At 73.6% G+C, this 20,768-nt stretch carries 21 protein-coding genes; 11 read left to right on the top strand and 10 right to left on the bottom strand.

The annotated features are described in order from the left end of the window. Positions 1-4: 4 nt before the first annotated feature. The 3 genes from N0B34_RS13555 to N0B34_RS13545 form a co-directional block, all read right to left on the bottom strand. On the bottom strand, positions 5-1,543 hold the full coding sequence (locus tag N0B34_RS13555) for an ABC transporter substrate-binding protein (RefSeq protein WP_263731937.1): 1,539 nt from the start codon (positions 1,541-1,543) through the stop codon (positions 5-7). Positions 1,544-1,663: 120 nt separating this feature from the next. Beyond that, positions 1,664-2,449 (bottom strand): copper resistance protein CopC, encoded by a 786-nt coding sequence (locus N0B34_RS13550; protein ID WP_263731936.1) that lies wholly within the window; start codon positions 2,447-2,449, stop codon positions 1,664-1,666. A 79-nt stretch (positions 2,450-2,528) separates the two neighbouring features. Beyond that, a complete protein-coding gene (locus tag N0B34_RS13545; protein ID WP_263731935.1) occupies positions 2,529-4,043 on the bottom strand; it encodes an HNH endonuclease signature motif containing protein in 1,515 nt (504 codons plus the stop codon). Positions 4,044-4,694: 651 nt separating this feature from the next. Here N0B34_RS13545 and N0B34_RS13540 point away from each other — a divergent pair. Genes N0B34_RS13540 through N0B34_RS13530 form a run of 3 tightly spaced genes read left to right on the top strand, consistent with a single transcriptional unit; the run spans position 4,695 to position 7,550 of the window. Then, positions 4,695-6,584 carry an MDR family MFS transporter gene (locus N0B34_RS13540; protein ID WP_263731934.1) on the top strand — a complete coding sequence of 630 codons (1,890 nt, stop codon included), beginning with the start codon at positions 4,695-4,697 and terminating at the stop codon, positions 6,582-6,584. A 51-nt stretch (positions 6,585-6,635) separates the two neighbouring features. Then, the gene (locus tag N0B34_RS13535) at positions 6,636-7,112 is read left to right on the top strand and encodes a ubiquinol-cytochrome c reductase iron-sulfur subunit (RefSeq protein WP_263731933.1); all 477 of its coding nucleotides are present in this window, start codon (positions 6,636-6,638) and stop codon (positions 7,110-7,112) included. A 3-nt stretch (positions 7,113-7,115) separates the two neighbouring features. Further along, on the top strand, positions 7,116-7,550 hold the full coding sequence (locus tag N0B34_RS13530; protein ID WP_263731932.1) for a hypothetical protein: 435 nt from the start codon (positions 7,116-7,118) through the stop codon (positions 7,548-7,550). Positions 7,551-7,618: 68 nt separating this feature from the next. Here the strand turns inward: N0B34_RS13530 and N0B34_RS13525 are convergent, their stop codons facing one another. Next, the gene (locus tag N0B34_RS13525) at positions 7,619-7,990 is read right to left on the bottom strand and encodes a hypothetical protein (protein WP_263731931.1); all 372 of its coding nucleotides are present in this window, start codon (positions 7,988-7,990) and stop codon (positions 7,619-7,621) included. 52 nt (positions 7,991-8,042) lie between these two features. Further along, positions 8,043-8,414 carry an antibiotic biosynthesis monooxygenase family protein gene (locus N0B34_RS13520; protein ID WP_263731930.1) on the bottom strand — a complete coding sequence of 124 codons (372 nt, stop codon included), beginning with the start codon at positions 8,412-8,414 and terminating at the stop codon, positions 8,043-8,045. A 221-nt stretch (positions 8,415-8,635) separates the two neighbouring features. Between N0B34_RS13520 and N0B34_RS13515 the strand changes: the two genes are divergently transcribed. The 6 genes from N0B34_RS13515 (at position 8,636) to N0B34_RS13490 (ending at position 13,428) form a co-directional block, all read left to right on the top strand. Beyond that, a complete protein-coding gene (locus tag N0B34_RS13515; RefSeq protein ID WP_263731929.1) occupies positions 8,636-9,586 on the top strand; it encodes an ATP-binding cassette domain-containing protein in 951 nt (316 codons plus the stop codon). Next, complete coding sequence (locus tag N0B34_RS13510; protein ID WP_263731928.1) at positions 9,586-10,437, top strand: hypothetical protein; 852 nt, start codon at positions 9,586-9,588, stop codon at positions 10,435-10,437. Before N0B34_RS13515 ends, N0B34_RS13510 begins: the two co-directional genes overlap by 1 nt. A 50-nt stretch (positions 10,438-10,487) precedes the next feature. Continuing rightward, complete coding sequence (locus tag N0B34_RS13505; RefSeq protein ID WP_263731927.1) at positions 10,488-11,789, top strand: sensor histidine kinase; 1,302 nt, start codon at positions 10,488-10,490, stop codon at positions 11,787-11,789. Further along, on the top strand, positions 11,786-12,466 hold the full coding sequence (locus tag N0B34_RS13500) for a response regulator (RefSeq protein WP_263731926.1): 681 nt from the start codon (positions 11,786-11,788) through the stop codon (positions 12,464-12,466). Before N0B34_RS13505 ends, N0B34_RS13500 begins: the two co-directional genes overlap by 4 nt. Before the next feature lie 64 nt (positions 12,467-12,530). Next, positions 12,531-13,013, top strand: coding sequence for a helix-turn-helix transcriptional regulator (locus tag N0B34_RS13495; protein WP_263731925.1), 483 nt, complete (start codon positions 12,531-12,533; stop codon positions 13,011-13,013). 10 nt (positions 13,014-13,023) lie between these two features. Beyond that, positions 13,024-13,428 carry a VOC family protein gene (locus N0B34_RS13490; RefSeq protein ID WP_263731924.1) on the top strand — a complete coding sequence of 135 codons (405 nt, stop codon included), beginning with the start codon at positions 13,024-13,026 and terminating at the stop codon, positions 13,426-13,428. 70 nt (positions 13,429-13,498) lie between these two features. Here N0B34_RS13490 and N0B34_RS13485 read toward each other — a convergent pair whose 3' ends face one another. The 5 genes from N0B34_RS13485 to N0B34_RS13465 form a co-directional block, all read right to left on the bottom strand. Then, on the bottom strand, positions 13,499-15,070 hold the full coding sequence (locus N0B34_RS13485; protein WP_263731923.1) for a dihydrolipoamide acetyltransferase family protein: 1,572 nt from the start codon (positions 15,068-15,070) through the stop codon (positions 13,499-13,501). Positions 15,071-15,137: 67 nt separating this feature from the next. Continuing rightward, on the bottom strand, positions 15,138-16,196 hold the full coding sequence (locus tag N0B34_RS13480) for an alpha-ketoacid dehydrogenase subunit beta (protein WP_263731922.1): 1,059 nt from the start codon (positions 16,194-16,196) through the stop codon (positions 15,138-15,140). Then, entirely contained in the window at positions 16,193-17,344 is a 1,152-nt protein-coding gene (gene pdhA / locus N0B34_RS13475; protein WP_263731921.1) for a pyruvate dehydrogenase (acetyl-transferring) E1 component subunit alpha, read from the bottom strand. Before pdhA ends, N0B34_RS13480 begins: the two co-directional genes overlap by 4 nt. A gap of 169 nt (positions 17,345-17,513) precedes the next feature. After that, positions 17,514-18,581 (bottom strand): histidinol-phosphate transaminase, encoded by a 1,068-nt coding sequence (hisC, locus tag N0B34_RS13470; protein WP_412175756.1) that lies wholly within the window; start codon positions 18,579-18,581, stop codon positions 17,514-17,516. 24 nt (positions 18,582-18,605) lie between these two features. Continuing rightward, positions 18,606-19,685: a helix-turn-helix transcriptional regulator gene (locus tag N0B34_RS13465; protein WP_263731919.1), complete on the bottom strand. Its 1,080-nt coding sequence runs from the start codon at positions 19,683-19,685 to the stop codon at positions 18,606-18,608. A 61-nt stretch (positions 19,686-19,746) separates the two neighbouring features. Here N0B34_RS13465 and N0B34_RS13460 point away from each other — a divergent pair, with 61 nt between their 5' ends. Both N0B34_RS13460 and N0B34_RS13455 read left to right on the top strand, forming a co-directional pair. After that, positions 19,747-20,187: a VOC family protein gene (locus tag N0B34_RS13460; protein ID WP_263731918.1), complete on the top strand. Its 441-nt coding sequence runs from the start codon at positions 19,747-19,749 to the stop codon at positions 20,185-20,187. A gap of 177 nt (positions 20,188-20,364) precedes the next feature. Continuing rightward, positions 20,365-20,754, top strand: coding sequence for a phage holin family protein (locus tag N0B34_RS13455; RefSeq protein ID WP_263731917.1), 390 nt, complete (start codon positions 20,365-20,367; stop codon positions 20,752-20,754). The last annotated feature ends 14 nt before the right edge of the window (positions 20,755-20,768 follow it).

Below are 20,768 nucleotides of genomic sequence, written 5' to 3'. Positions count from 1 at the left end.
GGCGTCAGCCCGTGACGGAGACGCCGGCCAGGCCGATCCCCACGCCCAGGTCGTCGGTCGGCATCCCGTGCACGGCCGGGGTGGACACGACCACGTTCGGGGGGTTGTACAGCCACACCCCTGCGGCGTCCTTGATGATCGCCTGCACCGCGTCGGTCATGTGCGTGATATAGGCGTCCTCGTCGGTGGCCGCCTTCGCCGCCGCGAAGTCCTTCTCCACCACCGGGTTCGAGTAGCTCCAGTAGTAGCTCGGGTTGCCGTAGTTGGTGACGTTGCGCGGCTCGACGTGGTTCACGACGGTCAGGTCGAACTGGTGCTGCGTGAGGGTCTTGTCCACCCACACGGCGGGGAACTCCTGCGTCTGCAGGGTGGCCGTGATGCCCACCGCCGCCAGGTCCTGCTGCACCACCTGGCTGATCGCCTGGGCGTACGGCCGGTTCGGCACCGTGAAGGTGAGGTTCAACCCCGTGACGCCGGCGTCGGCGAGCAGCTGCTTCGCCTGTGACGGGTCGTACGGGTACGGCTCGTCGGACCTGACGTAGTAGGGGTCCGTCGGCACCGCGGGCCCGTTCAGCTCGGTGGCGAACCCCCCGGTGGCCGCCGCGACCACCGCCTTCTTGTCGATCGCGTGGCTGATGGCCTGCCGGACCCGCACGTCCGCGAGCGCCGGGTTCGCCTCGTTCATCGACAGCACCACCACGCCCTGGGTGCTCCCGGTGGTGACCACGAACCTCGGGTCGTTGGCGAACGAGGCGAGCTGGTCGTACGCCTCCGACTGGTACAGGGCGTCCACCCCGCCGGACCGCATGGCGTTGGCGGCGGCGCTCGCATCGGCGAAGTAGTCCAGGTCCACCTGCTTGACCAGGGCCTTCGCACCCCAGTAGGCGTCGTTGCGGGTCAGCACCAGCTTCACGCCGGTCTGGTAGGACGCCACCGTGAACGGTCCGGTGCCCACCGCCTTGGTCGCCAACGAACCCACCGCCGTCGGGGAGAACATCGCACCCAGCGGACCGGCCAGCCAGAACGGCACAGTCGCGTCCGGCGTGCTCAGCACCACCTTGACCTCGGTGGGCGAGACGACCTCGACGTGGTCCAGCGCCGCCAGGTTGCCGGGGGTGTTCGCCTTCCACGTCTTGACGCGTTCGAGGGAGAACTTGACCGCGGCCGCGTCGAACGGGGAGCCGTCGGAGAACTTCACGCCCTCGCGCAGCGTGAAGTCGTAGGTGAGCCCGTCCCGGCTGACCGTGTACCCGGTCGCCAGCAGCGGCGCCACCTTGCCGCCCTGGTCCAGGCGCAGCAGCCCCTCGTACACGTTCCCCATCAGCGCCTGGAAGATCGCTGCGCCGCCCGTGGTGGTGAAGTCGAGGTTGGCGGGGGAGGCGGCCAGGCCCAGGCGGAGCGTCGCGTCGGTGCGGGCGGCGGCGGTGGACGACGAGGCTGTCGGCTTCGGTGAGGCGCCCGCGGTGCACCCGGTGACGGCCAGCGCCGTGGCGACGAGAAGTCCGAGCGCGGCGAAGGCGTGACGCCCACGTCTGGTGCTCATCGGAGGTCCTTTCGGGCGGGAGGCGGGACGCACGGGCGCGGTCGCCGCTGTCCGGGTCAACGTGCGGGAGGTTCGGTTCCGTCCCCGGTGTCCGTGCGGCGGCCGGGCGGGGACGTGGGCTCAGGGCTGCGGCTGCTCCGGGGGAGTCCCGGTGCCGCGCGCGGCGTCGGTGGAGTCGGCACCAGCCCCGGTCCCCGCGTCGGTCCCGGCGCCGAGCGCCTGGCGCCGACGTCGGCCGAGGGCAGCCGCCACGGCCGCGAGCACCAGCACGGCGCCGACCACCAGCCAGTAGGACGGGCGACCGGTCGACGCGGAGGGCACCGGGTCGGCGGAGGCGCTCGGTGTCGGGGCGGGACCGGCTGCGGACGGGCTGGCGACGGAGGCGCCCGGCGTGGCGCTGGGCACCTCGGACGGCACGGCAGAGGCCGTCGGGGCCGCGACGCCGACGGCCGACGTGGCGACGAAGCGGAACGTGCCGGAGACGGGGTGCCCGTCGGCGGAGGTCACGCGCCACACCACCGTGTACGTGCCGGCTGGGCGCGCCGGCGCGAGCGGCTGTGCGACGGTGGTCGGACCCAGCTGCGGGTCGCCGGTGCTGACCACCGACCCGTCCGGAGCCGTCACCTTCACCTCGGTGCCGAGCGCGATCGCCTTGTCGGTGAACGTCAGCGTCACCTGGTCGGGGGCCGTCGGGACGGTGGCGCCGTCCGCGGGGTCGGTGGACACCAGCTCGTCGTGGGCGGCGGCCGGGCCGGCGACTGCCACGCCGAGGACGCCCACCAGGGCCGCCACCAGGACGGTCAGCACCGAGCGACGCGCCGGTCGGCGGCCGCTGACGGCGCCACCCGCCTCGACGCAGGGCACACCCTCGCCGTCCGTCGGACCGGTCAACCTTGTCGTCGGCACGCTGCTGCTCCCACTCGGCACGGACGGCACGCTAGTGCGCCGCACCCCACAAAGCCGATCCGGAGCCCTCCGCCCACCGTCAAGGTGCGCCGGCCACGGGCGTGCCGTGGCGCGTCCGGAACCCGAACCCACCGCCGGGCGTCGACTCGATGCGCACGCTGCGCCGGTGCACCACGTCGTGGTGGTGCCAGCAGAGCAGCACGCCTCGGTTCACGTCCGTCTCACCACGCCGGGCGACCCATCCGTCCACGTGGTGCACCTCGCACAGGGCCGGTGGTGCACTGCAGCCGGGATACCGGCAGGTCCCGTCGCGGGCGATCACCGCTCGTCGTCGCGGTCCGGAGAAGGTCCGCTCGGCACGGCCGGCGTTGATCACCTGCGAGTCCGGACCGAAGACGATGCGGCTGATCTCGCTGTCACAGGCCAGCCGTGCCAGCACGGAGGGCGGCACCGGGCCAGACCCGAGGACCTCCGCGACGGCGAACCGCTCGACGTCGGCGACGGCCGGCAGCCGGAACCGTCGACGCGAGCCACCGAACCGACCGACGCCGTCTGTCCCGCCGGCTTCGGCGCCGAGCGCTTCAGCACCGGCTGTCCCGCCCGCTTCCGCACCGGCCGTCTCGGTACCGTCCGTGCCGACCACTCCGGCACCGTCCGTGCCGACCACTCCGGCATCGTCCGCGCCGGGCCCACCAGCGCCGCGCCTCCCAGCCCCGCGCCTCCCGGCCCTGTCCGCACCGACGGCGCGGCGGAGGGTCTCGAAGTCCACGACGCAGGACACGTGGGGCCGGACCGCGGCGCCCGTCCCCGTCAGACCGTGGTCGAGGCAGAGTCGCGCCACGTCTGCGAGCGCCTGGGCGCGACGCTGAGGAGTCGAGCGACGGTCGTCCGGCGCCGGTGGCGTCGTCACGGAGTCGAGGGCGCAGCTCAGCAGCGCACCGTGCTCGGAGGTGAGGAAGCCCGCGAGGTGCACGCCGCCCGTCGTCGTCGACAGGGTGACGTGCTCCCGATCGCAGGCGTCCCGGTACCCACGCTCGTCCGCCTCCGGATCCGCCGCGGCAGCCCATCGCTGTACGAGCCGTCGGAAGGAGCCGACGGGCAGCACCTTCGCCTGAGCCGTGAGGAACCCTTCGCCGCACTCCTCCGCAGGAGCGGCCAGCGCAGCGCGTCGGGCGTCGGACGTCGGGGCGAGCCTGGCGACGACGACGGCCTGCTCGGCACCGATCTCGCCGTCGAAGGCCGCACGCGCCGTGGCCGGAAGGTGCTCCCGCAGCGCCCGGCCGGTTGCCACGACCTCACGCGCTCGGGCGACCGACAACCCCGACGAGGCGGCCAGCCAGTGGGAGAACGACCGCGCACCTTCCAGTGCCCACCACCCGTCGGCATCCACCGTCACGGCGAGGCAGGAGGACGCGACCACCAACCGGTCGAGCTGCGCCCGGACGCCGAGGAGGAGGTCGATCGAGTCCTGGCCGCCGCGGAGGTCGGCCTCGGCGCCGCGCACGAGGCCGACGACCTCGTCCACCGCGGCAGTCAGCGCGAGAAGGGCCGGCGCAGCGCCGATCACGTCCGCCGGTCGACCCGCACTCCTCACCGCCGATATCCCACTCACGCCTTCGCCTCCCTCCGCACATTCCTCGGCCCCCGCACCGAATTTCCGCTCCAACAACACTACCGACGACCACTGACACAGCGGACAGGCGCGTACGCGCAGGTCAGCGCACCGCGGGGTCCAATACACCCGGAAGAGAATTGGGTGGAAAAGGTCGCCCGTCAGTTGATGCACCAGTGCAAATCAGCGGGGTTGTGGACGGTTCGGCGGAACGCCCCTGGCTGCAAGCAGGCCGGAGCGCGTGTCGCCGTGCTCGTCGGGACAGCGACCGACGGTCGATCGCACCTGAGCCGACCGTCGTCACCGCGCGGCAGCCGCCGCCGCACAGCGGGAACACATCGCGCGGCAGCCGCCGCCGCACAGCGGGAACACATCGCACGGCAGCCGCCGGCGCACAGCGGGAACACATCGCGCTGTGGACGGTGTTGTGCCGGGAAGCTGCCGGCGGACGTCCCGCGACGCCTTCGCTCGGCCCTCGCACCGCGGTGCGCCCCGCGCGCCGCGGCGAGCAGCACCCGACCGCACCGCACCGCCCCGGCGACACCGCACCGCCCCACACACACCGCCCCAGGGACACACACCGTCCCGGTGACACGCACCGTCCCAGCGACCGCCCAGAGCCCAGAAGGTCCGATGTCCTCTCGTACCGACCAGCAGAGCACCCCGGAGGCCTCGCCTCCCGCCGCGTCACGCGACGCCTCAGGGGCCGCGTCGCCAGCGTCGCCGCAGCCCGCCGGCCTGCACGCCCCGAGCCACCGCGAGATCCTCACGATCATCGGCGGCCTGATGATCGGCATGTTCCTCGCCGCGCTCGACCAGACGGTGGTCGCCACCGCGATCCGCACCATCGGCGACGACCTGCACGGCCTGTCGCTGCAGGCGTGGGTCACCACGGCGTACCTGCTGACCTCGACGATCGCCACGCCGCTGTACGGCAAGCTGTCCGACATCTACGGCCGCAAGCCGTTCTACATGACGGCCATCGGCCTGTTCGTCGTCGGCTCGGTCCTGTCCGGCATGGCCGGCTCGATGTACCAGCTGGCGCTCGCGCGCGGACTGCAGGGCCTGGGCGCCGGGGGCCTGATGAGCCTGGCGATCACCATCCTCGGCGACCTCGTCGCGCCTCGGGAGCGCGCCCGCTACCAGGCGTACTTCCTGGCCGTGTGGGGCACGTCCTCGGTGCTCGGCCCGGTGATCGGCGGGTTCTTCGCCGGCACGCCGCACATCCTCGGCATCACGGGCTGGCGCTGGGTGTTCCTGGTCAACGTGCCGCTCGGTCTGGTCGGCATCGCGGTGATCTGGCGGGTGCTGCACCTGCCGCCGCTGCGCAAGGTGGAGCACCGCATCGACTGGCCCGGCGCGCTGGCCCTGATCGTCGCGCTGGTGCCCCTGCTGCTGGTCGCGGAGCAGGGCCGTGCGTGGGGCTGGGGCTCGGGTCACGCGCTGCTCTGCTACACGATCGGCGTGGTGGGCATCGGCCTGTTCCTCGCGGCGGAGACCCGCGCCGGCGCCGACGCGATCCTGCCGCTCTACATGTTCCGCAACCGGACCTTCTCGGTGGGCGCGGGGGCCAACGCCGTCATCGGCCTCGGCATGTTCGGCGGCCTGGCGACGCTGCCCCTCTACCTGCAGATCGTCCGCGGCCTGAGCCCGACGAAGGCCGGCCTCGTCCTGATCCCCTTCACGGTCGGGATCATGACCGCGTCGATCGCCTCCGGGCAGACGACCGCCCGCACCGGCCGCTACAAGGTGTTCCCGGTGGGCGGCACGGTGCTGATGGGCATCGGCGCGCTGCTGTTCTCCCGCCTCGACCCCAGCACGCCGATGGCCCAGTTCTTCACGTACTCGGTCGTGTTCGGCCTGGGGCTCGGCTTCGTCATGCAGCCGCTGGTGCTCGCCGTGCAGAACGCCGTGCCGGCCAAGGACATGGGCGTCGCCACCTCGTCGTCCCTGTTCTTCCGGCAGATGGGCGGCACGCTCGGCACCGCGGTGTTCCTGTCCGTGCTGTTCTCGACGGTCGGCGACAACATCGCCACCGCCTTCCGCGCCGCCGTCAAGACCCCGTCGTTCCTCGCCGCGGTCGCCGACCCCGCGGTCGCGGCGAACCCCGCCAACGCCGCCGTGATCGGCATGCTGAAGGGCGGTCCGGCGCCGTCGCTGGACGACTCCGCCTTCATCAACGCCCTCGACCCGCGCCTGGCACAGCCGTTCCTGGTCGGCTTCAGCCAGTCGGTGGACAAGGTCCTGCTGCTCGCGGCGATCGTGATGGTGGCCGGCATCGTGCTGACCCTCCTGGTGCCCGAGCTGCCGCTGCGCAACGTCTCCGGCATCCAGAGCCGGCAGGCGGACGAGCGGGCGCACGACGAGCGCACCGCGGCAGCCGACGAGCGCGCGTCCGACGAGCGCACCGCGTCCGCGGACGAGCGATCGGCAGGCGCGCGGGTGGCGGGCGAGCGATCCGCGGACGTAAAGGTTGCTGTGAATCCGGCGACCGACGGGCAGCCTGGCGCCGCGACCGACTAGCGTCGGTGCAGGTCAGGACGTCTGACCCTTGCGCTCACCCCGGAGGCGTGCATGACCTCGACCGAGCAGACCGAGACCGTGGAGGCTTCCGGCCTGAGCAGGCGTGACCTGCTGGTGCGCGGCGGCGCCGTGGGGCTCGGCGTCGCGGCCGTCGGCGTGCTGGCGGCGTGCGGGGCCTCGTCGTCGGGCGGATCCGGTGGCTCGGGCGGCGCCGGTGGCTCCGGCGGCGGTGCCGCCGGCGGTCTGGCGAAGGTCTCGGACATCCCGGTGGGCGGCGCGCTGGCGACGAAGGTGGACGGCAAGCCGGTGCTGCTGGTGCAGCAGACGGCCGGCACCGTCACCGCGCTCTCGGCGATCTGCACCCACCAGGGCTGCACGGTGATGGCCGCCAAGAGCGACCTCGAGTGCCCGTGCCACGGCTCGGTGTTCGCCCTCGACGGCTCGGTGAAGCAGGGCCCGGCGCCGTCCCCGCTCCCCCCGGTCGACGTGCACGTGGTCAATGGCACGGTCATGGCGGGCAAGGGCTGAGCCGTGCCCGCGCCGGGGACGACGACGTCCCGCTCGAACCTCGCCACCTGGCACACCGGACGCCAGGCGGCCTCCGACGTGCTGCGTGGCCTGCTCGCCGCGTGCGTGCTGATGTCCGCCGTGGTGCACCTCGAGCTGTGGTTCTCGGGGTTCCGGCAGTTCACGGTGGTCGGTCCCGCCTTCCTGCTCAACGCCGTCGGCGGCCTGGTGATCGGCGTGCTGCTGCTCGTCTGGCGCCACTGGCTGCCGCTGCTCGGCGCCCTCGGCTTCGGCGTCGCGACGTTCGGCGCGTTCCTCGTGTCCACCACGGCGCACGGGCTGTTCGGCGTGCACGAGCAGTGGACCGGCGTCCCCATCTGGACGTCCGCCGTCACGGAGACGGCCGCGATCGTGCTGTCGCTCGTCCTGCTCGTCGTCGAACGCCCCCGCCGTCCCTGACCGGGCACCTCGTCAGTCCACGAGGCGCGACGGGACGAGCCGGTCGAGGGACCCGGCGGGTCCGGACGTCAGGTACGAGGCTGCTGCGGGGGAACGACCCACCGCCGCTCGTCCAACGGGTCCGGGTGCGGCTCGACCAGAGAGGCGACGTCCGGCTCGTCGCTGCCGTACCGCGGCGTGATCCCCGGCGTCCGACCGAAGTAGATGTCCTGCACGTCGTCGAACCCCCGTACGACGGGGCCGAGCGTCGCCCGCGCCGCACCGCCGCGCCGCGGCCGCACGACGTCGCGCACCACCGCGACCACGAACAGCACGCCGAACGCGACGTACGGCGCCGCGACGAACGAGGCCGGCAGCTCGCGCCCCTGGATCATCCACGCGACGAACAGCCCGACCCATGCGGCCACCGCCGCCCACGCCACCCACCGAAGCACGCGCATCGGACGCCCCCCTCAGTGCCGACCTTGGCACCGAGGGGTCCGCCGCACCAGGTCAGCGGTGGAAGTCGTACGACCTCTCGACCTTGGCGACGTGCACGGCGAAGGACTCGTACCAGTGCGCGCGCCCGTCGGCGCGCGTCGCGGCGTGGTCCGCCTGGTCGCGCCAGCCGGCGATCGACTCCTCGTCCCGCCAGTACGACACCGTGATGCCGAACCCGTCGGCGCCGCGCGCCGAGTCCAACCCGAGGAACCCCGGCATCCCGGCAGCCAGCCGCTCCATCTCGTCGGAGCGCTCCGCGTAGCCCTGGTCGCCCGGTGTGCGCAGGGACGTGAAGACGACCGCGTAGTAGGGCGGTTCGGGCGGCAGGGTCGGCAGGGCGGAGGGCGAGGGGAGGGACGACGGGGTCGGCTCGTGCTGGCTCACGGGGTGCTCCGGGGTCGACGGGCGGCGGCAGCCCACCGTGCCGTACCGACCCACCCCTCCGCCAGAGCCACGCGGTGTCGCGTACCGCGCTCGTCGTACGCGCCGAACCGTCCGGGCGGAGGACGACGACGAGCCCCCGGCCGGGTGACCCTGATGCCGTACCCCACCGGACCACGCCGTGGCACGGCTCGTCCGCCACCAGCCCACAGACAGGCGGCACCATGATCGAGCTCCATCAGCTGACCAAGAGGTACGGCGACAAGCTCGCCGTCGACGGGATCAGCGCCACCATCCCCGCGGGGGTGGTCACCGGCTTCCTCGGGCCCAACGGCGCCGGGAAGTCCACCACCATGCGCGTGGTGCTCGGCCTGGACCGGCCGACCTCCGGCGTCGCCCTGGTCAACGGGCGGCCGTACGTGGACTCCCGGGCGCCCCTGGCGGAGGTCGGTGCGCTGCTCGACGCCAAGGGGACGGACGGCGGGCGGACCGCGCGCAACCACCTGCTGGCGCTCGGCGCCACGGTCGGCGTGGGGCCGCGTCGGGTCGACGAGGTGCTCGGCACCGTGGGCCTCAGCCACGTGGCGGGCAAGCGGACGCGGGAGTTCTCGCTCGGCATGGGACAGCGGCTGGGGATCGCGGCGGCGCTGCTCGCCGACCCGTCGGTGCTGCTGCTGGACGAGCCGGTCAACGGGCTGGACCTCGACGGCATCCAGTGGATCCGGGCGCTGCTCACCGAGCTCGCGGCGGAGGGTCGGACCGTGCTGCTGTCGTCCCACCTGATGAGCGAGCTCGAGCTGGTCGCCGACCACCTGCTGGTGATCGGGCGCGGCCGGATCCTGGCGGACATGCCGATCGCCGACTTCATCGCGCAGGCGTCCGTCGGCACCGTCGTCGTCGCCTCGCCGGACGCCGCCGCGCTCGCGCCCCTGCTGGCGCGGGACGGCGTCACCCTCACCTCCACCGAGGCGGGCACGTTCGAGGTCCGGGGGCTGGCGGCCGACGTGATCGGCGACGTCGCTGCCGCCAACGGGCTGCGGCTGCACCAGCTGGCGACCCACACCGGCTCGCTCGAGTCGGCCTACATGGCCCTGACCAGGGACGAGGTCGAGTACGCCGGCGCCGTCGAGCACCACGCCCCGCACGCCGGAACCGCCCAGAGGAGCGCCGCCTGATGACCACCACGATCCCGTCCCCGACCACCGTGCTGCCCGACCGGAGGCTGGTCCGGCACTACCGGCAGAGCTTCGGACGCGTGCTCCGCTTCGAGTGGATCAAGTTCCGCACCCTGCGCGCCAGCTGGGCCGGACAGCTGCTGCTGATGGCCCTGCTCATCGGGTTCGCGGCCCTGGCGTCCGCGATCTCCAACAACCGGATGGGCCAGGCGCCGGACCGGCACGGGCCGTTCGCCGGGGTCGGGCCGGTGGCCACGGTGCTGACCGGAGCGAACATCGGCGTGCTGGTGGTGGGCGTGCTCGGCTGCGTGCTCGGGGCCCGGGAGTACGGCTCCCGGATGATCGCCTCGACCGTCGCCGCGGTGCCGCGGCGGTGGCAGGTGGTGGTCGGCAAGGCGCTCGTGCTCACCGGCGTGCTGGTGGTCACCACGCTGGTCGGGGTGTTCGGAGCCTTCTTCCTCGGCATGTCCGTGCTGCACTCCGGCGGCAACCAGACCGCGGCGCTCGGCGACCCCGGCGTCCTCCGACAGGTGCTGGGGATGGCCGGCTACCTGACCGCGGTGGGCCTGCTCGGGATGGGGCTCGGCGTCCTGCTGCGCAGCGTGGCGGGGAGCATCGGCGTGCTCATCGCCGGCCTGCTGGTGCTCCCCGGTCTGGCCGGGGCGCTGCTGCCCACCAGCTGGGACCCGGCGCTGAAGTACCTGCCGAGCTCCGCTGCGGCCGCGTTCACCACCGTGGAGCGCGCCGGTACCGACGTGCTCGGGGTCGGCGCCGGCGTCGCCGTCCTGGTCGCCTGGGTGCTGGCCGTGCTGGTCGGCGCCGTGGTGGCGATCAGCCGGCGCGACGTCTGACCAGGCGCTGGACCCGCGGCTCCGGATGAGGCGGACCTAGGGTGGCGCGCATGGTGAGGACCAGGACGGTCGTCGGGGCGCTGCGTGCGCGCCCGGCGCTGGTCGACCTGCTGGTCGCCCTCGTCCTCGCCGTGGTGTTCCTGCGGGTGCCCATCCTGATGGCGCAGTCCGGCCGCTACGGCGGCGGCTTCGACCTGACGGTCACCGGGCCGGACGTCGTCCTGACGCTGGTGAGCGCCGCCGCCCTGACCCAGGTCCGGCGCCTCCCACTGGTCACGCTGCTCGCCACCGGGGCGGCCGCTCTCGCGGCGCTCCTCGGCGGCTGGTCGGTCAACCTGGCCCAGCTCGCCCTCGTGATCGCCCTGTACGTCTACGCCAGCCGTGCCTCCCGCACCAAGGCGCTGGTGGCCGCGGCGACCACCTCCGTGGTGCTCGGGGCCACCTGGGCCCTCGGCCTGACCGTGGCCGACCAGGTGTGGGGACGGCACAACCTGATCCTCTGGCTGTGGACCGCCGCGGCGCTCGGCATGGCCGTGCAGGGACGGCGCGCCACCCTCGCGGCGCTGCAGGACCGGGCACGGCGCGCGGAGGAGACCCGCGAGGAGACCGCGCTGCGCCGGGTGGCCGAGGACAGGGTGCGCATCGCACGGGAGCTGCACGACGCGATCGCGCACCACGCCGCGGTGATCAGCGTGCAGGCGGGCGTCGCCGAGCACGTCGTCGACCGGGACCCCGCCGCCGCGCGCGAGGCCCTGCACCACGTGCGCGAGTCCGCGAAGGCGGTGCTGACCGAGCTGCAGTCGGTGCTGGGCGTGCTCCGGCAGGACGAGTCCGACCTGCCGACCGCCCCGACGCCGGGCCTGGACCGCATCGGGGAGCTGGTGGCGTCGGCCCGCGCGATCGGGACACCGGTGACCGTGGAACGCTCCGGACCGCCGTGGCACCTGACGCCCGCGGTCGACCTGACGGCGTTCCGCCTGGTGCAGGAGGCCTTGACCAACGTGCAGAAGCATGCTGCGGGGGCGCGCGCCACCGTCCTGCTCTCCTCGCGCGCCGGTCGCCTGGAGGTCACCGTCACCAACGACCGGCCGCCGGCCGGCGCCCTGCCGCGCGGTCCCGCCGCCGGCCCGGTGCCGTCCGAGGACGGACCGACCGGCTCGGGCCTCGGGCTGGTCGGCATGCGGGAACGGGTCGCTGCGGCCGGTGGGCAGCTGCAGACGGGTCCGACCAAGGACGGCGGCTACCGGGTCGCCGCGCAGCTGCCGCTCGCGCCGCGGGCCGACGCGACGGGCTCACCGACCCCGGCGTCGCCCTCGTCCCGGACCGACGCGACGCGCGGGGCGGGACGATGACCACCCGCGTGGTGATCGCCGACGACCAGGCGCTGATCCGCGCCGGCTTCCGCGTGCTGGTGGACGGTGCCGACGACCTGGAGGTGGTCGGCGAGGCGGCCGACGGCGCCCAGGCCGTGGAGCTGGCCCGCAGCGCCCGCGCCGACGTGGTGCTGATGGACATCCGGATGCCCGGGATGGACGGCCTCGAGGCGACCCGCCGCATCTGCTCGGACGAGGACCTGGCCGGCGTGAAGGTGCTGGTGCTCACCACCTTCGAGCTCGACGACTACGTGTTCCTCGCGCTGCGCGCCGGAGCGAGCGGGTTCCTCGGCAAGAGCGTCGACCCCGACGACCTGCTCGATGCGATCCGCCTGGTCGCGGCCGGTGAGGCGCTGCTGTCCCCTGCCGCCACCCGCAGCCTGATCACCACGTTCCTCTCCCAGCCCAACCGGGTGGCCGCCGCCGGCGTCCCGGCGCGGCTCGAGCAGCTCACCGACCGCGAGCGCGAGATCGTCGCCCTGGTGGCCGAGGGCCTGACCAACGACGAGATCGCCGAGCGCCTGGTGATCTCCCCCGCCACGGTGAAGACCCACGTCAACCGCTCGATGGTGAAGCTCGACCTGCGTGACCGCGCCCAGCTGGTGGTGGTCGCCTACCAGACGGGACTCGTCCGCGTCGGTCCCGCCGAGACCTGACGCCGCCGGCCGCCGGGGGACCAGGGAGCAGCGGTCCGGCCGGGGTCATGTGCACAATCGGTGCATGGCGGCGGACCTCGACGAGCTGCGACGGCTGCGTCGCGCGCGCGACCGGATCGACCGCGAGTACGCCGAGCCGCTCGACGTCCCTGCGCTGGCCGCCACCGCGTTCATGTCGACGGCGCACTTCAGCCGCCGGTTCCGCGAGGCCTACGGCGAGACGCCGTACTCCTACCTGATGACCCGGCGGATCGAGCGGGCCAAGGCCCTGCTGCGGCGGGGCGACCTCAGCGTCACCGAGGTCTGCTTCGAGGTGGGCTGCACCAGCCTCGGCTCGTTCAGCTCCCGGTTCACCGAGCTGGTGGGCCAGACGCCCAGCGCCTACCGGGCGGCGGACCACACCGCCCTGCGTCAGCTGCCCGTCTGCCACGTGATGGCCGCGACCCGGCCGCGCCGCACCCGCGGCGAGGAGTCCGAGCCGCGTCCGACGACGGAGGGCACGCAAGTGAGCAGTTTCGAAGAAGCACCCGCCACGGCGCCCGCCTAGCGTCGTCCCCATGACCGTTTCTCTCAGCGGCGTCCACGTCGCCGTCGACGACATCGACACCGCCCTCGCGTTCTACCGCGACACGCTCGGCATGACCGTGCGCAACGAGGTCGCCCAGGGCGGCTTCCACTGGATCACCCTGGTGAACGAGAGCCAGCCGGAGATCAACATCGTCCTATCCGAGGCGCACGCCGGCCGCTCCCAGGAGGACGGCGACGCGCTGGCCGCCCTGCTGGCCAAGGGTGCGCTCGGCATGCTGCAGCTGCGCACCGACAACCTCGACGCGACGTTCGAGAAGGTCGCCGCCGCGGCCGGTGCCGAGGTGCTGCAGGAGCCCGTCAGCCAGCCGTGGGGCGTGCGGGACGCCGCGTTCCGCGACCCCGCCGGCAACATGGTGCGCATCGAGCAGGCCTGAGCACATCGGCACGGACACCGGCCGCGCGGCCGACACGCCGCGCGGCCGGTCGCTGTCCCCGGGCCTGCGGTCAGCCCCAGACGAGCGCCTGCGCCGGGTCGGCCAGGATCGCGGCGATGTCGGCGAGCACCCGCGAGCCCAGCTCCCCGTCCACCAGCCGGTGGTCGACGCTCAGCGCCAGCTGGGTGACGTGGCGGACCTTGATCTTGCCCTTGTGCACCCAGGGCTGCTCCCGGATGGCACCGAAGGCCAGGATCGCGGCCTCGCCCGGGTTGAGGATCGGCGTCCCGGTGTCGATGCCGAACACCCCGACGTTGGTGATCGTGATGGTGCCGTCGGACATCGCCGTCGGGGTGGTCTTGCCCGACCGCGCTGTCGCGGTGAGGTCACCGAGCGCCTGCGCCAGCTGCAGCAGGTTCATCCGGTGGGCGTCCTTGATGTTCGGCACCACCAGGCCGCGTGGCGTCGCGGCGGCGATGCCGAGGTTCACGTAGTGCTTGTAGACGATCTCCTGCGTCTGGTCGTCCCACGAGGCGTTCACCTCCGGGTGCCGGTGCACCGCGAGCAGCAGAGCCTTGGCGGCGATCAGCAGCGGGGTGACCCGGACGTCGGCGAACTCGCGGTCGGCGCGCAGCCGCTGCACCAGGTGCATGGTGCGCGTGACGTCGATCGTGTGGAACACCGTGACGTGCGGGGCGGTGAACGCGCTGGTGACCATCGCCTCGGCGGTCCGCTTGCGCACCGACTTCACGGGGACCCGCGTCTGGCGGCCGTCCGCCGACACCGTGCCGCTGGCCAGCCACGGCGCGTCGTCGCCCGGGTAGGTGGCGAGCGTGCGCCCCTCCGCCCGGTTGGCCTGCTCGAGCACGTCCTCCCTGGTCACGATCCCGCCGGGACCGGTGGGCGTGACGATCTCGAGGTCGACACCGAGGTCCTTGGCCAGCTTGCGCACGGGCGGCTTGGCGAGGGCGTGGACGGCGGCCGACGACGAGGTGGCGGACGACGAGGCGACGGACGACGAGGACCCGTTGCCGTTGGTCGTCGTGGCCGGCCGCACAGGGGCTGGTGCCGGCGCCGAGACCGTCGCCGCCGGGGTGGGTGCGGGTGCTTCCGGGGTGGAGACGGACGCGCCTGTGGGGGCCGGCGCGGTCGGATTCGTCGCCGCGCCCGCGGCGCGCGCAGCGCCCGCCCGCGGACGCCGACCGGACCCGCCCGACCCGAGCCCGTACCCGACGAGCACGGACCCCGACGTCTCAGCGCGCTCGTCGCGAGCGGCGCCGATCTCCTCGGCACCGCCCGGCTCCTCGGAGGCGCGGGACGGGTGCTCGTGGTGCCCGTGCGGCGACTGGGCCCCGCTCACCGCCCGGCCCCCGGCCGCAGGCGTGGCCGTCCCCGACGGATCCGTGTCGATCTCGATGATCGGCGTCCCCACGTCCACCGTGGTGCCCACCTCGACCAGGATCCGGCTCACCACGCCCGACCAGGGCGACGGCAGCTCGACCAGCGACTTGGCGGTCTCGATCTCCACGATCGTCTGGTTGACGGTCACCACGTCACCGGGCGCGACGCGCCACTCGACGATCTCGGCCTCGGTCAGGCCCTCGCCCGCATCGGGCAGCGGGAACTGCTGGTAGGTCGGCACCGGTGTCTCCTCGGATCAGCCAGTCAAGGGCCGGAACGGCCAGTCGGGTCGCGGGTGGGTCGGCGGGTCAGAACGCGAGCGTGCGGTCCACCGCGTCGAGCACGCGGTCCAGGCTCGGCAGGTACTCGTGCTCGAGCTTGGCCACCGGGTAGGGGGTGTGGAAGCCGCCGACCCGCAGCACCGGCGCCTGCAGGTGGTAGAAGCACTCCTCGGTGATCCGCACCGCGACCTCGGCACCGGAGCCGTACAGCACCGGCGCCTCGTGCACCACGACGCAGCGGCCCGTGCGGCGCACCGACTCGGCGACCGTCGCGGTGTCCAGCGGGGAGACGGCACGCAGGTCGATCACCTCGAGGCTGGTGCCCTCGGCCGCGGCGGCGTCGGCCGCCTTCAGCACGGTCGCCACGCTCCCGCCGTAGGTCACCACGGTGACGTCGGTGCCGGGCCGGACGATGCGCGCCCGGTTCAGCACGGCGTCGTCGGGCGCGGGGACGGAACCGGGGACCCGCTCGTCGTCCGCCGGGCCGAGGTCCACCTCGCCCTTCTCCCAGTACCGCACCTTCGGCTCGAAGAACAGCACGGGGTCCGGCGACGCGATCGCCGCCTGGATCATCGTGTAGGCCTCGGCCGGGCTCGACGGGCTCACCACGCGCAGCCCGGCGGTGTGCGCGAACAGCACCTCCGGCGACTCGCTGTGGTGCTCCACCGCGCCGATGCCGCCGCCGTAGGGCACCCGGATGACGACCGGCACGGTCAGCCGACCGCGGGACCGGTAGTGCAGCTTGGCCAGCTGCGTGGTGATCTGGTCGAACGCCGGGAAGATGAACCCGTCGAACTGGATCTCGCACACCGGCCGGTAGCCGCGCAGCGCCAGGCCGATGGCGGTCCCGACGATGCCGGACTCGGCGAGCGGGGTGTCCACCACGCGCTGCGCGCCGAACTCGTCGTAGAGACCGTCCGTCACGCGGAACACGCCGCCGAGCCTGCCGATGTCCTCGCCCATCAGCAGCACCTTGGGGTCGTCGACCATCGCGCGACGCAGTCCCAGGGTGATCGCCTTGGCGAACGTCAGCTTCTGCACGCCGGACGGGGCGGCCGCGGTGCGCCGCTCGGTGGTGGTGGTCATCGGTGGGCCTCCTCGGTGTCCAGGAACGACGCCTCGTACCGGGCGAACGCCGCGCGCTCGCCGTCCACCACCGCGTGCGGGGTGGCGTACACGTGCTCGAACATGCTGTCCGCCGGCGGTTTCGGCATCGCGCGCACCTGCGTGCGGACGCGCTCGCCGAGGGCGTCCGCCTCGCCGGCCAGCTCGGCCTGGAACACCTCGGGCAGCTCGCCGGCCGCCTCGAGGTAGGCCTTGAGGCGGTCGATCGGGTCACGACGCCGCCAGTGCTCCTCCTGCTCGTGCGTGCGGTAGCGCGTCGGGTCGTCGGAGGTGGTGTGGGCGCCCATCCGGTAGGTGAACGCCTCGATGAAGGTGGGACCGCCGCCGTTGCGGGCCCGGTCCAGCGCCGCGGCCGTGACCGCGTAGGTGGCGATGACGTCGTTGCCGTCCACCCGGACGCTCGGGATGCCGAAGCCGGGGGCGCGGTCGGCGATCGGCACCAGCGCCTGCCGGGTGGTCGGCTCGCTGATCGCCCACTGGTTGTTCTGGCAGAACAGCACCACGGGCGCCTGGTTCACGGCCGCGAAGACGAGAGCCTCGTTCACGTCGCCCTGCGACGTCGACCCGTCACCGAAGTACGTGATCACCGCGGCGTCGCGGGCGGCGTCGCCGGTGCCGACCAGCCCGTCGCGCTGCAGGCCCATGCCGTAGCCGACGGCGTGCAGCGGATGGGCGCCCACCACCAGCGTGTACAGGTGGAAGCTGACCGCCTCGGAGTCCCAGCCGCCGTGGTCGACCCCCCGGAACAGCCGCAGGATGTCCACCGGGTCCACCCCGCGGGCCATGCCCACACCGTGCTCCCGGTACGACGGGAACACCTGGTCCTGGTCACGGACGGCGTGCGCGGAGCCGATCTGCGCGGCCTCCTGGCCCAGCGCCTGCGCCCACAGCGCCAGCTCGCCCTGCCGCTGCAGGCTGGTCGCCTCGGTGTCGAACCGGCGGGCCAGCACCATGTCGCGGTACATCGCCCGGAGCCGGTCGGCGTCCAGGGCGTCCGCGTACGGGTCGGAGTGGTCGACGCGCTGGCCGGCGGGGGTGAGCAGCTGGACCAGGCCGTCCTCCGTGAGGGGGCCCTGCTGCGGGGGAAGGTGCGTGGGAAGGGTGGTCACGCGTGCTCCTCGTGTGCGGCGGTGCGCCCGCTCCCGGCGCCGAACCTACGTCAGCGTAGGCTACGGAACCGTAGGTTTCCCGACCGGGGTGCCGACAAGCCTCACCGAGCCGGTTTGTCGGCTCCCCACAGCGTGCCGCGCCCCGTGACGCACGGCCAGTGGGACGCGCTCAGCGCCGGACGACCTCCGCGGTCACCTCGAGCAGCAGGTCGGTCGCCTCGGTCTCGCCGACGCTGATCCGCACGCCGTCCCCGGCGAACGGCCGCACCAGCACCCCGGCGCGCGCCGACCGGTCGGCGAACGACTTCGCGTGCTCCCCGAGCGCCAGCCAGACGAAGTTCGCCTGGCTGTCCGGCACGTGCCAGCCCTGCGCACGCAGGCCGGTCAGCATGCGCGCACGCTCCGCGACGATCGCGTCCACCCGCGTCCGCATCTCCTGCTGCGCCGCCAGGGACGCCAACGCCGCGAGCTGGCCGATGTGCGACACCCCGAACGGCGTCGAGGCGGCTCGGATCGCGGCGGCCAGGCGCGGCCGGGCGACGGCGTAGCCCACGCGCAGACCGGCCAGCCCGTACGCCTTGGAGAAGGTGCGCAGCAGCACCACGTTGGGGTGCTCGGCGAAGACCGCGAGCCCGTCGGCCGCCTCCGGGTCGCGGACGAACTCGACGTACGCCTCGTCCAGCAGCACCAGCACGTCCTTCGGCACGGCGTCGAGCAGCGCCGCCAGCTCGTCCGCGCGCACCGCCGGGCCGGTCGGGTTGTTCGGTGTGCAGACCAGCATCACGCGCGTCCGCGGCGTGACGGCGGCCGCCATCGCGACCAGGTCCAGCCGACCGTCGGTGCCCACCGGCACCGGCACGCCGACGGCACCGGCCAGCGTGACGTAGATCGGGTACGCCTCGAACGAGCGCCACGGCAGCACCACCTCGTCACCGGCCTCGCACACGGCGGCCAGCACGTGGCCCAGCAGCGCCACCGACCCACCGCCGGTCACCACCGACTCGACCGGCACGTCGAGGTGCCGCGCGATCGCCTCCGTCAGCTCGGTGGCGTACATGTCCGGGTACCGGTTCACGTCCACCGCGCCGTCGGCGATCGCGGCCATCACGGAGGGCAGCGGCGGGTACGGGTTCTCGTTGGACGAGAGCTTGTAGGCCATCGCCCCGCCGCCGGCGCGGGCGCCCGGCACGTACGGCGGGAGGTCAGCGAGGGCACGGCGGAGGGGCACGCGGGTCACGCCGGACAGCATGCCACCGCCGCGTCAGACGTCCGCGGCCGGGGCCGCCTCGGCGGCAGGGGGCGCGGAGGGGGACGAGGAGGGGTGCGCGGAGGGGGACGCGGCCTGGACCGTGGCCGGGGCGGCGGCGGTCAACCGAGCGGCCAGGGCCTGCAGCAGCGACCAGAGCTCTTCCGGGCCGTCGACGACGAACGGCACCGGGACTGCCGCGAGGACCGTCGGCACCCAGTCGAGCCGCTCCACCTGGATCACCACGCGCGTCCAGCCCTCGTCGTCCGTGCCGTCCGGCGTGGCGATGCCCGCCGGGAACATGCCGCGCACCGCGTCGGCCGGCGCCTGGACGCGCAGCCGGACCGCGTGCCGACGTGGCGCCCCGGCGACCGCCTGCAGCAGCGCACCGACCGGGTCGAACCCCTCCGGCACCTCGAACGACCCCGGGAGCGTGGTGAGGGCCGCGATGCGGTCCACCCGGAACGTCCGCACGCCCGGCGCCGCCGGGTCGGCGGCCGTCACGTACCACCGGCCGGAGTGGGCGACGACGCCGTACGGGTGGACGGTGCGGCTGCTGCGACGACCCTGCGAGTCGGTGTACTCGAGGGCGACCGGCCGACGGTCCCGTGCCGCCTCCGCCACCACCAGCAGGTGGTCCGCCTGCACCGCCGTCGGCTCGCCCGTCGGCGCCGTGAGCTGCACGCCGGTCAGCAGGGCGTCCAGCCGGCGCGCGAGCGTCTTGGGCAGCACGCGCAGCACCTTGGCGGTGGCGCTCTCCAGCGCGACCGTGCTGGCTCCGGGCAGGCCGCCGGTCCCAGCGGACCTGGACGTGGACCCGTCGCGACGCGAGCCGACGAGGCCGAGCACCACCGCGAGCGCCTCGTCCTCCGTCAGCATCAGCGGGGGCATCCGGTAGCCGGGCACCAGGTGGATGCCGCCGTAGCGGCCGCGCACCGACTCGACCGGGACGCCGAGGTCCACCAGGTGCTCGACGTACCGACGGACGGTGCGCTCGTCGACCCCGAGACGCTGAGCCAGGTCGGCGGCCGTGCGCGTGCCACCGGCCTGCAGGATCTCGAGCAGGGCCAGTACGCGGGCGGTCGGACGGGTCATCCCGACATCCTGGCCGATAGCGGGCGGATCCTGTCCGGTATACGTCCTACCGTCACCTGCCATGACCTCGAACGAACCCGCTCCGCGTCCCGCCTCCCTCGTCTCCGTCCGGGTGATCACCGACGACGTCGCCCGCCTGGCCGCGTTCTACGAGCTCGTCACCGACACCCCCGTCCGCTGGGCGACCCCCGACTTCGCCGAGCTGGCCACGCCCGCCGGCACGCTGGCCATCGGCAGCACGCGCACCGTCGCCGCGTTCGCCCCCGGTTCCGTCCACGCCGCCGACAACCGGACGGCGATCGTCGAGTTCCTGGTGGACGACGTGGACGCGGTCTACGCCCGGCTGCACGACGGCCTGGCCGGCGTCGGTGGCACCTTCGTCAACGAGCCGACCACGATGCCGTGGGGCAACCGCTCGCTGCTGCTGCGGGACCCCGACGGCACGCTCGTCAACTGCTTCACGCCGGTGAGCCCCGAGGCGAAGGCCAGGCTCGGCCGCTGACCCCGACCGACCGGGCCACCGGTCAGGCCACCGGTCAGGCCACCGGTCAGCCCACCGGTCAGCCCACCGACCAGGCCATTGACCAGACCACCGACCAGGCCATCGAGCCGGCCGTCGACCAGCACCGATGCACGTCAAGCCTGGTCGGCAGACCGGTGCGGCTGGCAGGATCGAACCGTGCGCTTCGTGCTGCGGGTCCTCATCAACGGCGTGGCGATCTGGCTGGCCACGCAGCTGCTCAGCGGTATGCACGTCAAGGTGGCCGGCGGCGGCTTCACCGGCAGCACCGTCGGTGTGCTGCTGCTGGTCGCGTTCGTCTTCGGCCTGGTCAACGCGATCGTCAAGCCGATCGTCGCCATGCTGTCCCTGCCGCTGTACGTGCTGACGCTCGGGCTGTTCACGCTCGTCGTCAACGCGCTGATGCTCATGCTCACCGCCTGGATCACCAGCCACGCCGCCTGGGGCCTGCAGGTCGACAACTTCGGGACGGCCGTGGTCGGCGCGCTGATCATCAGCATCGTCAGCTGGGTGCTGTCCCTGGTGGTCGGCCGCCGCCGCGTCCACTGACCCGTCAGCCCACT

The organism is Cellulomonas sp. SG140, assembly GCF_025770785.1.
In the GTDB taxonomy this organism is placed as follows: Bacteria; Actinomycetota; Actinomycetes; order Actinomycetales; family Cellulomonadaceae; genus Cellulomonas.
The sequence above is the reverse complement of the archived record's forward strand: the minus strand, read 5'-3'. Positions and strand labels throughout refer to the sequence as shown.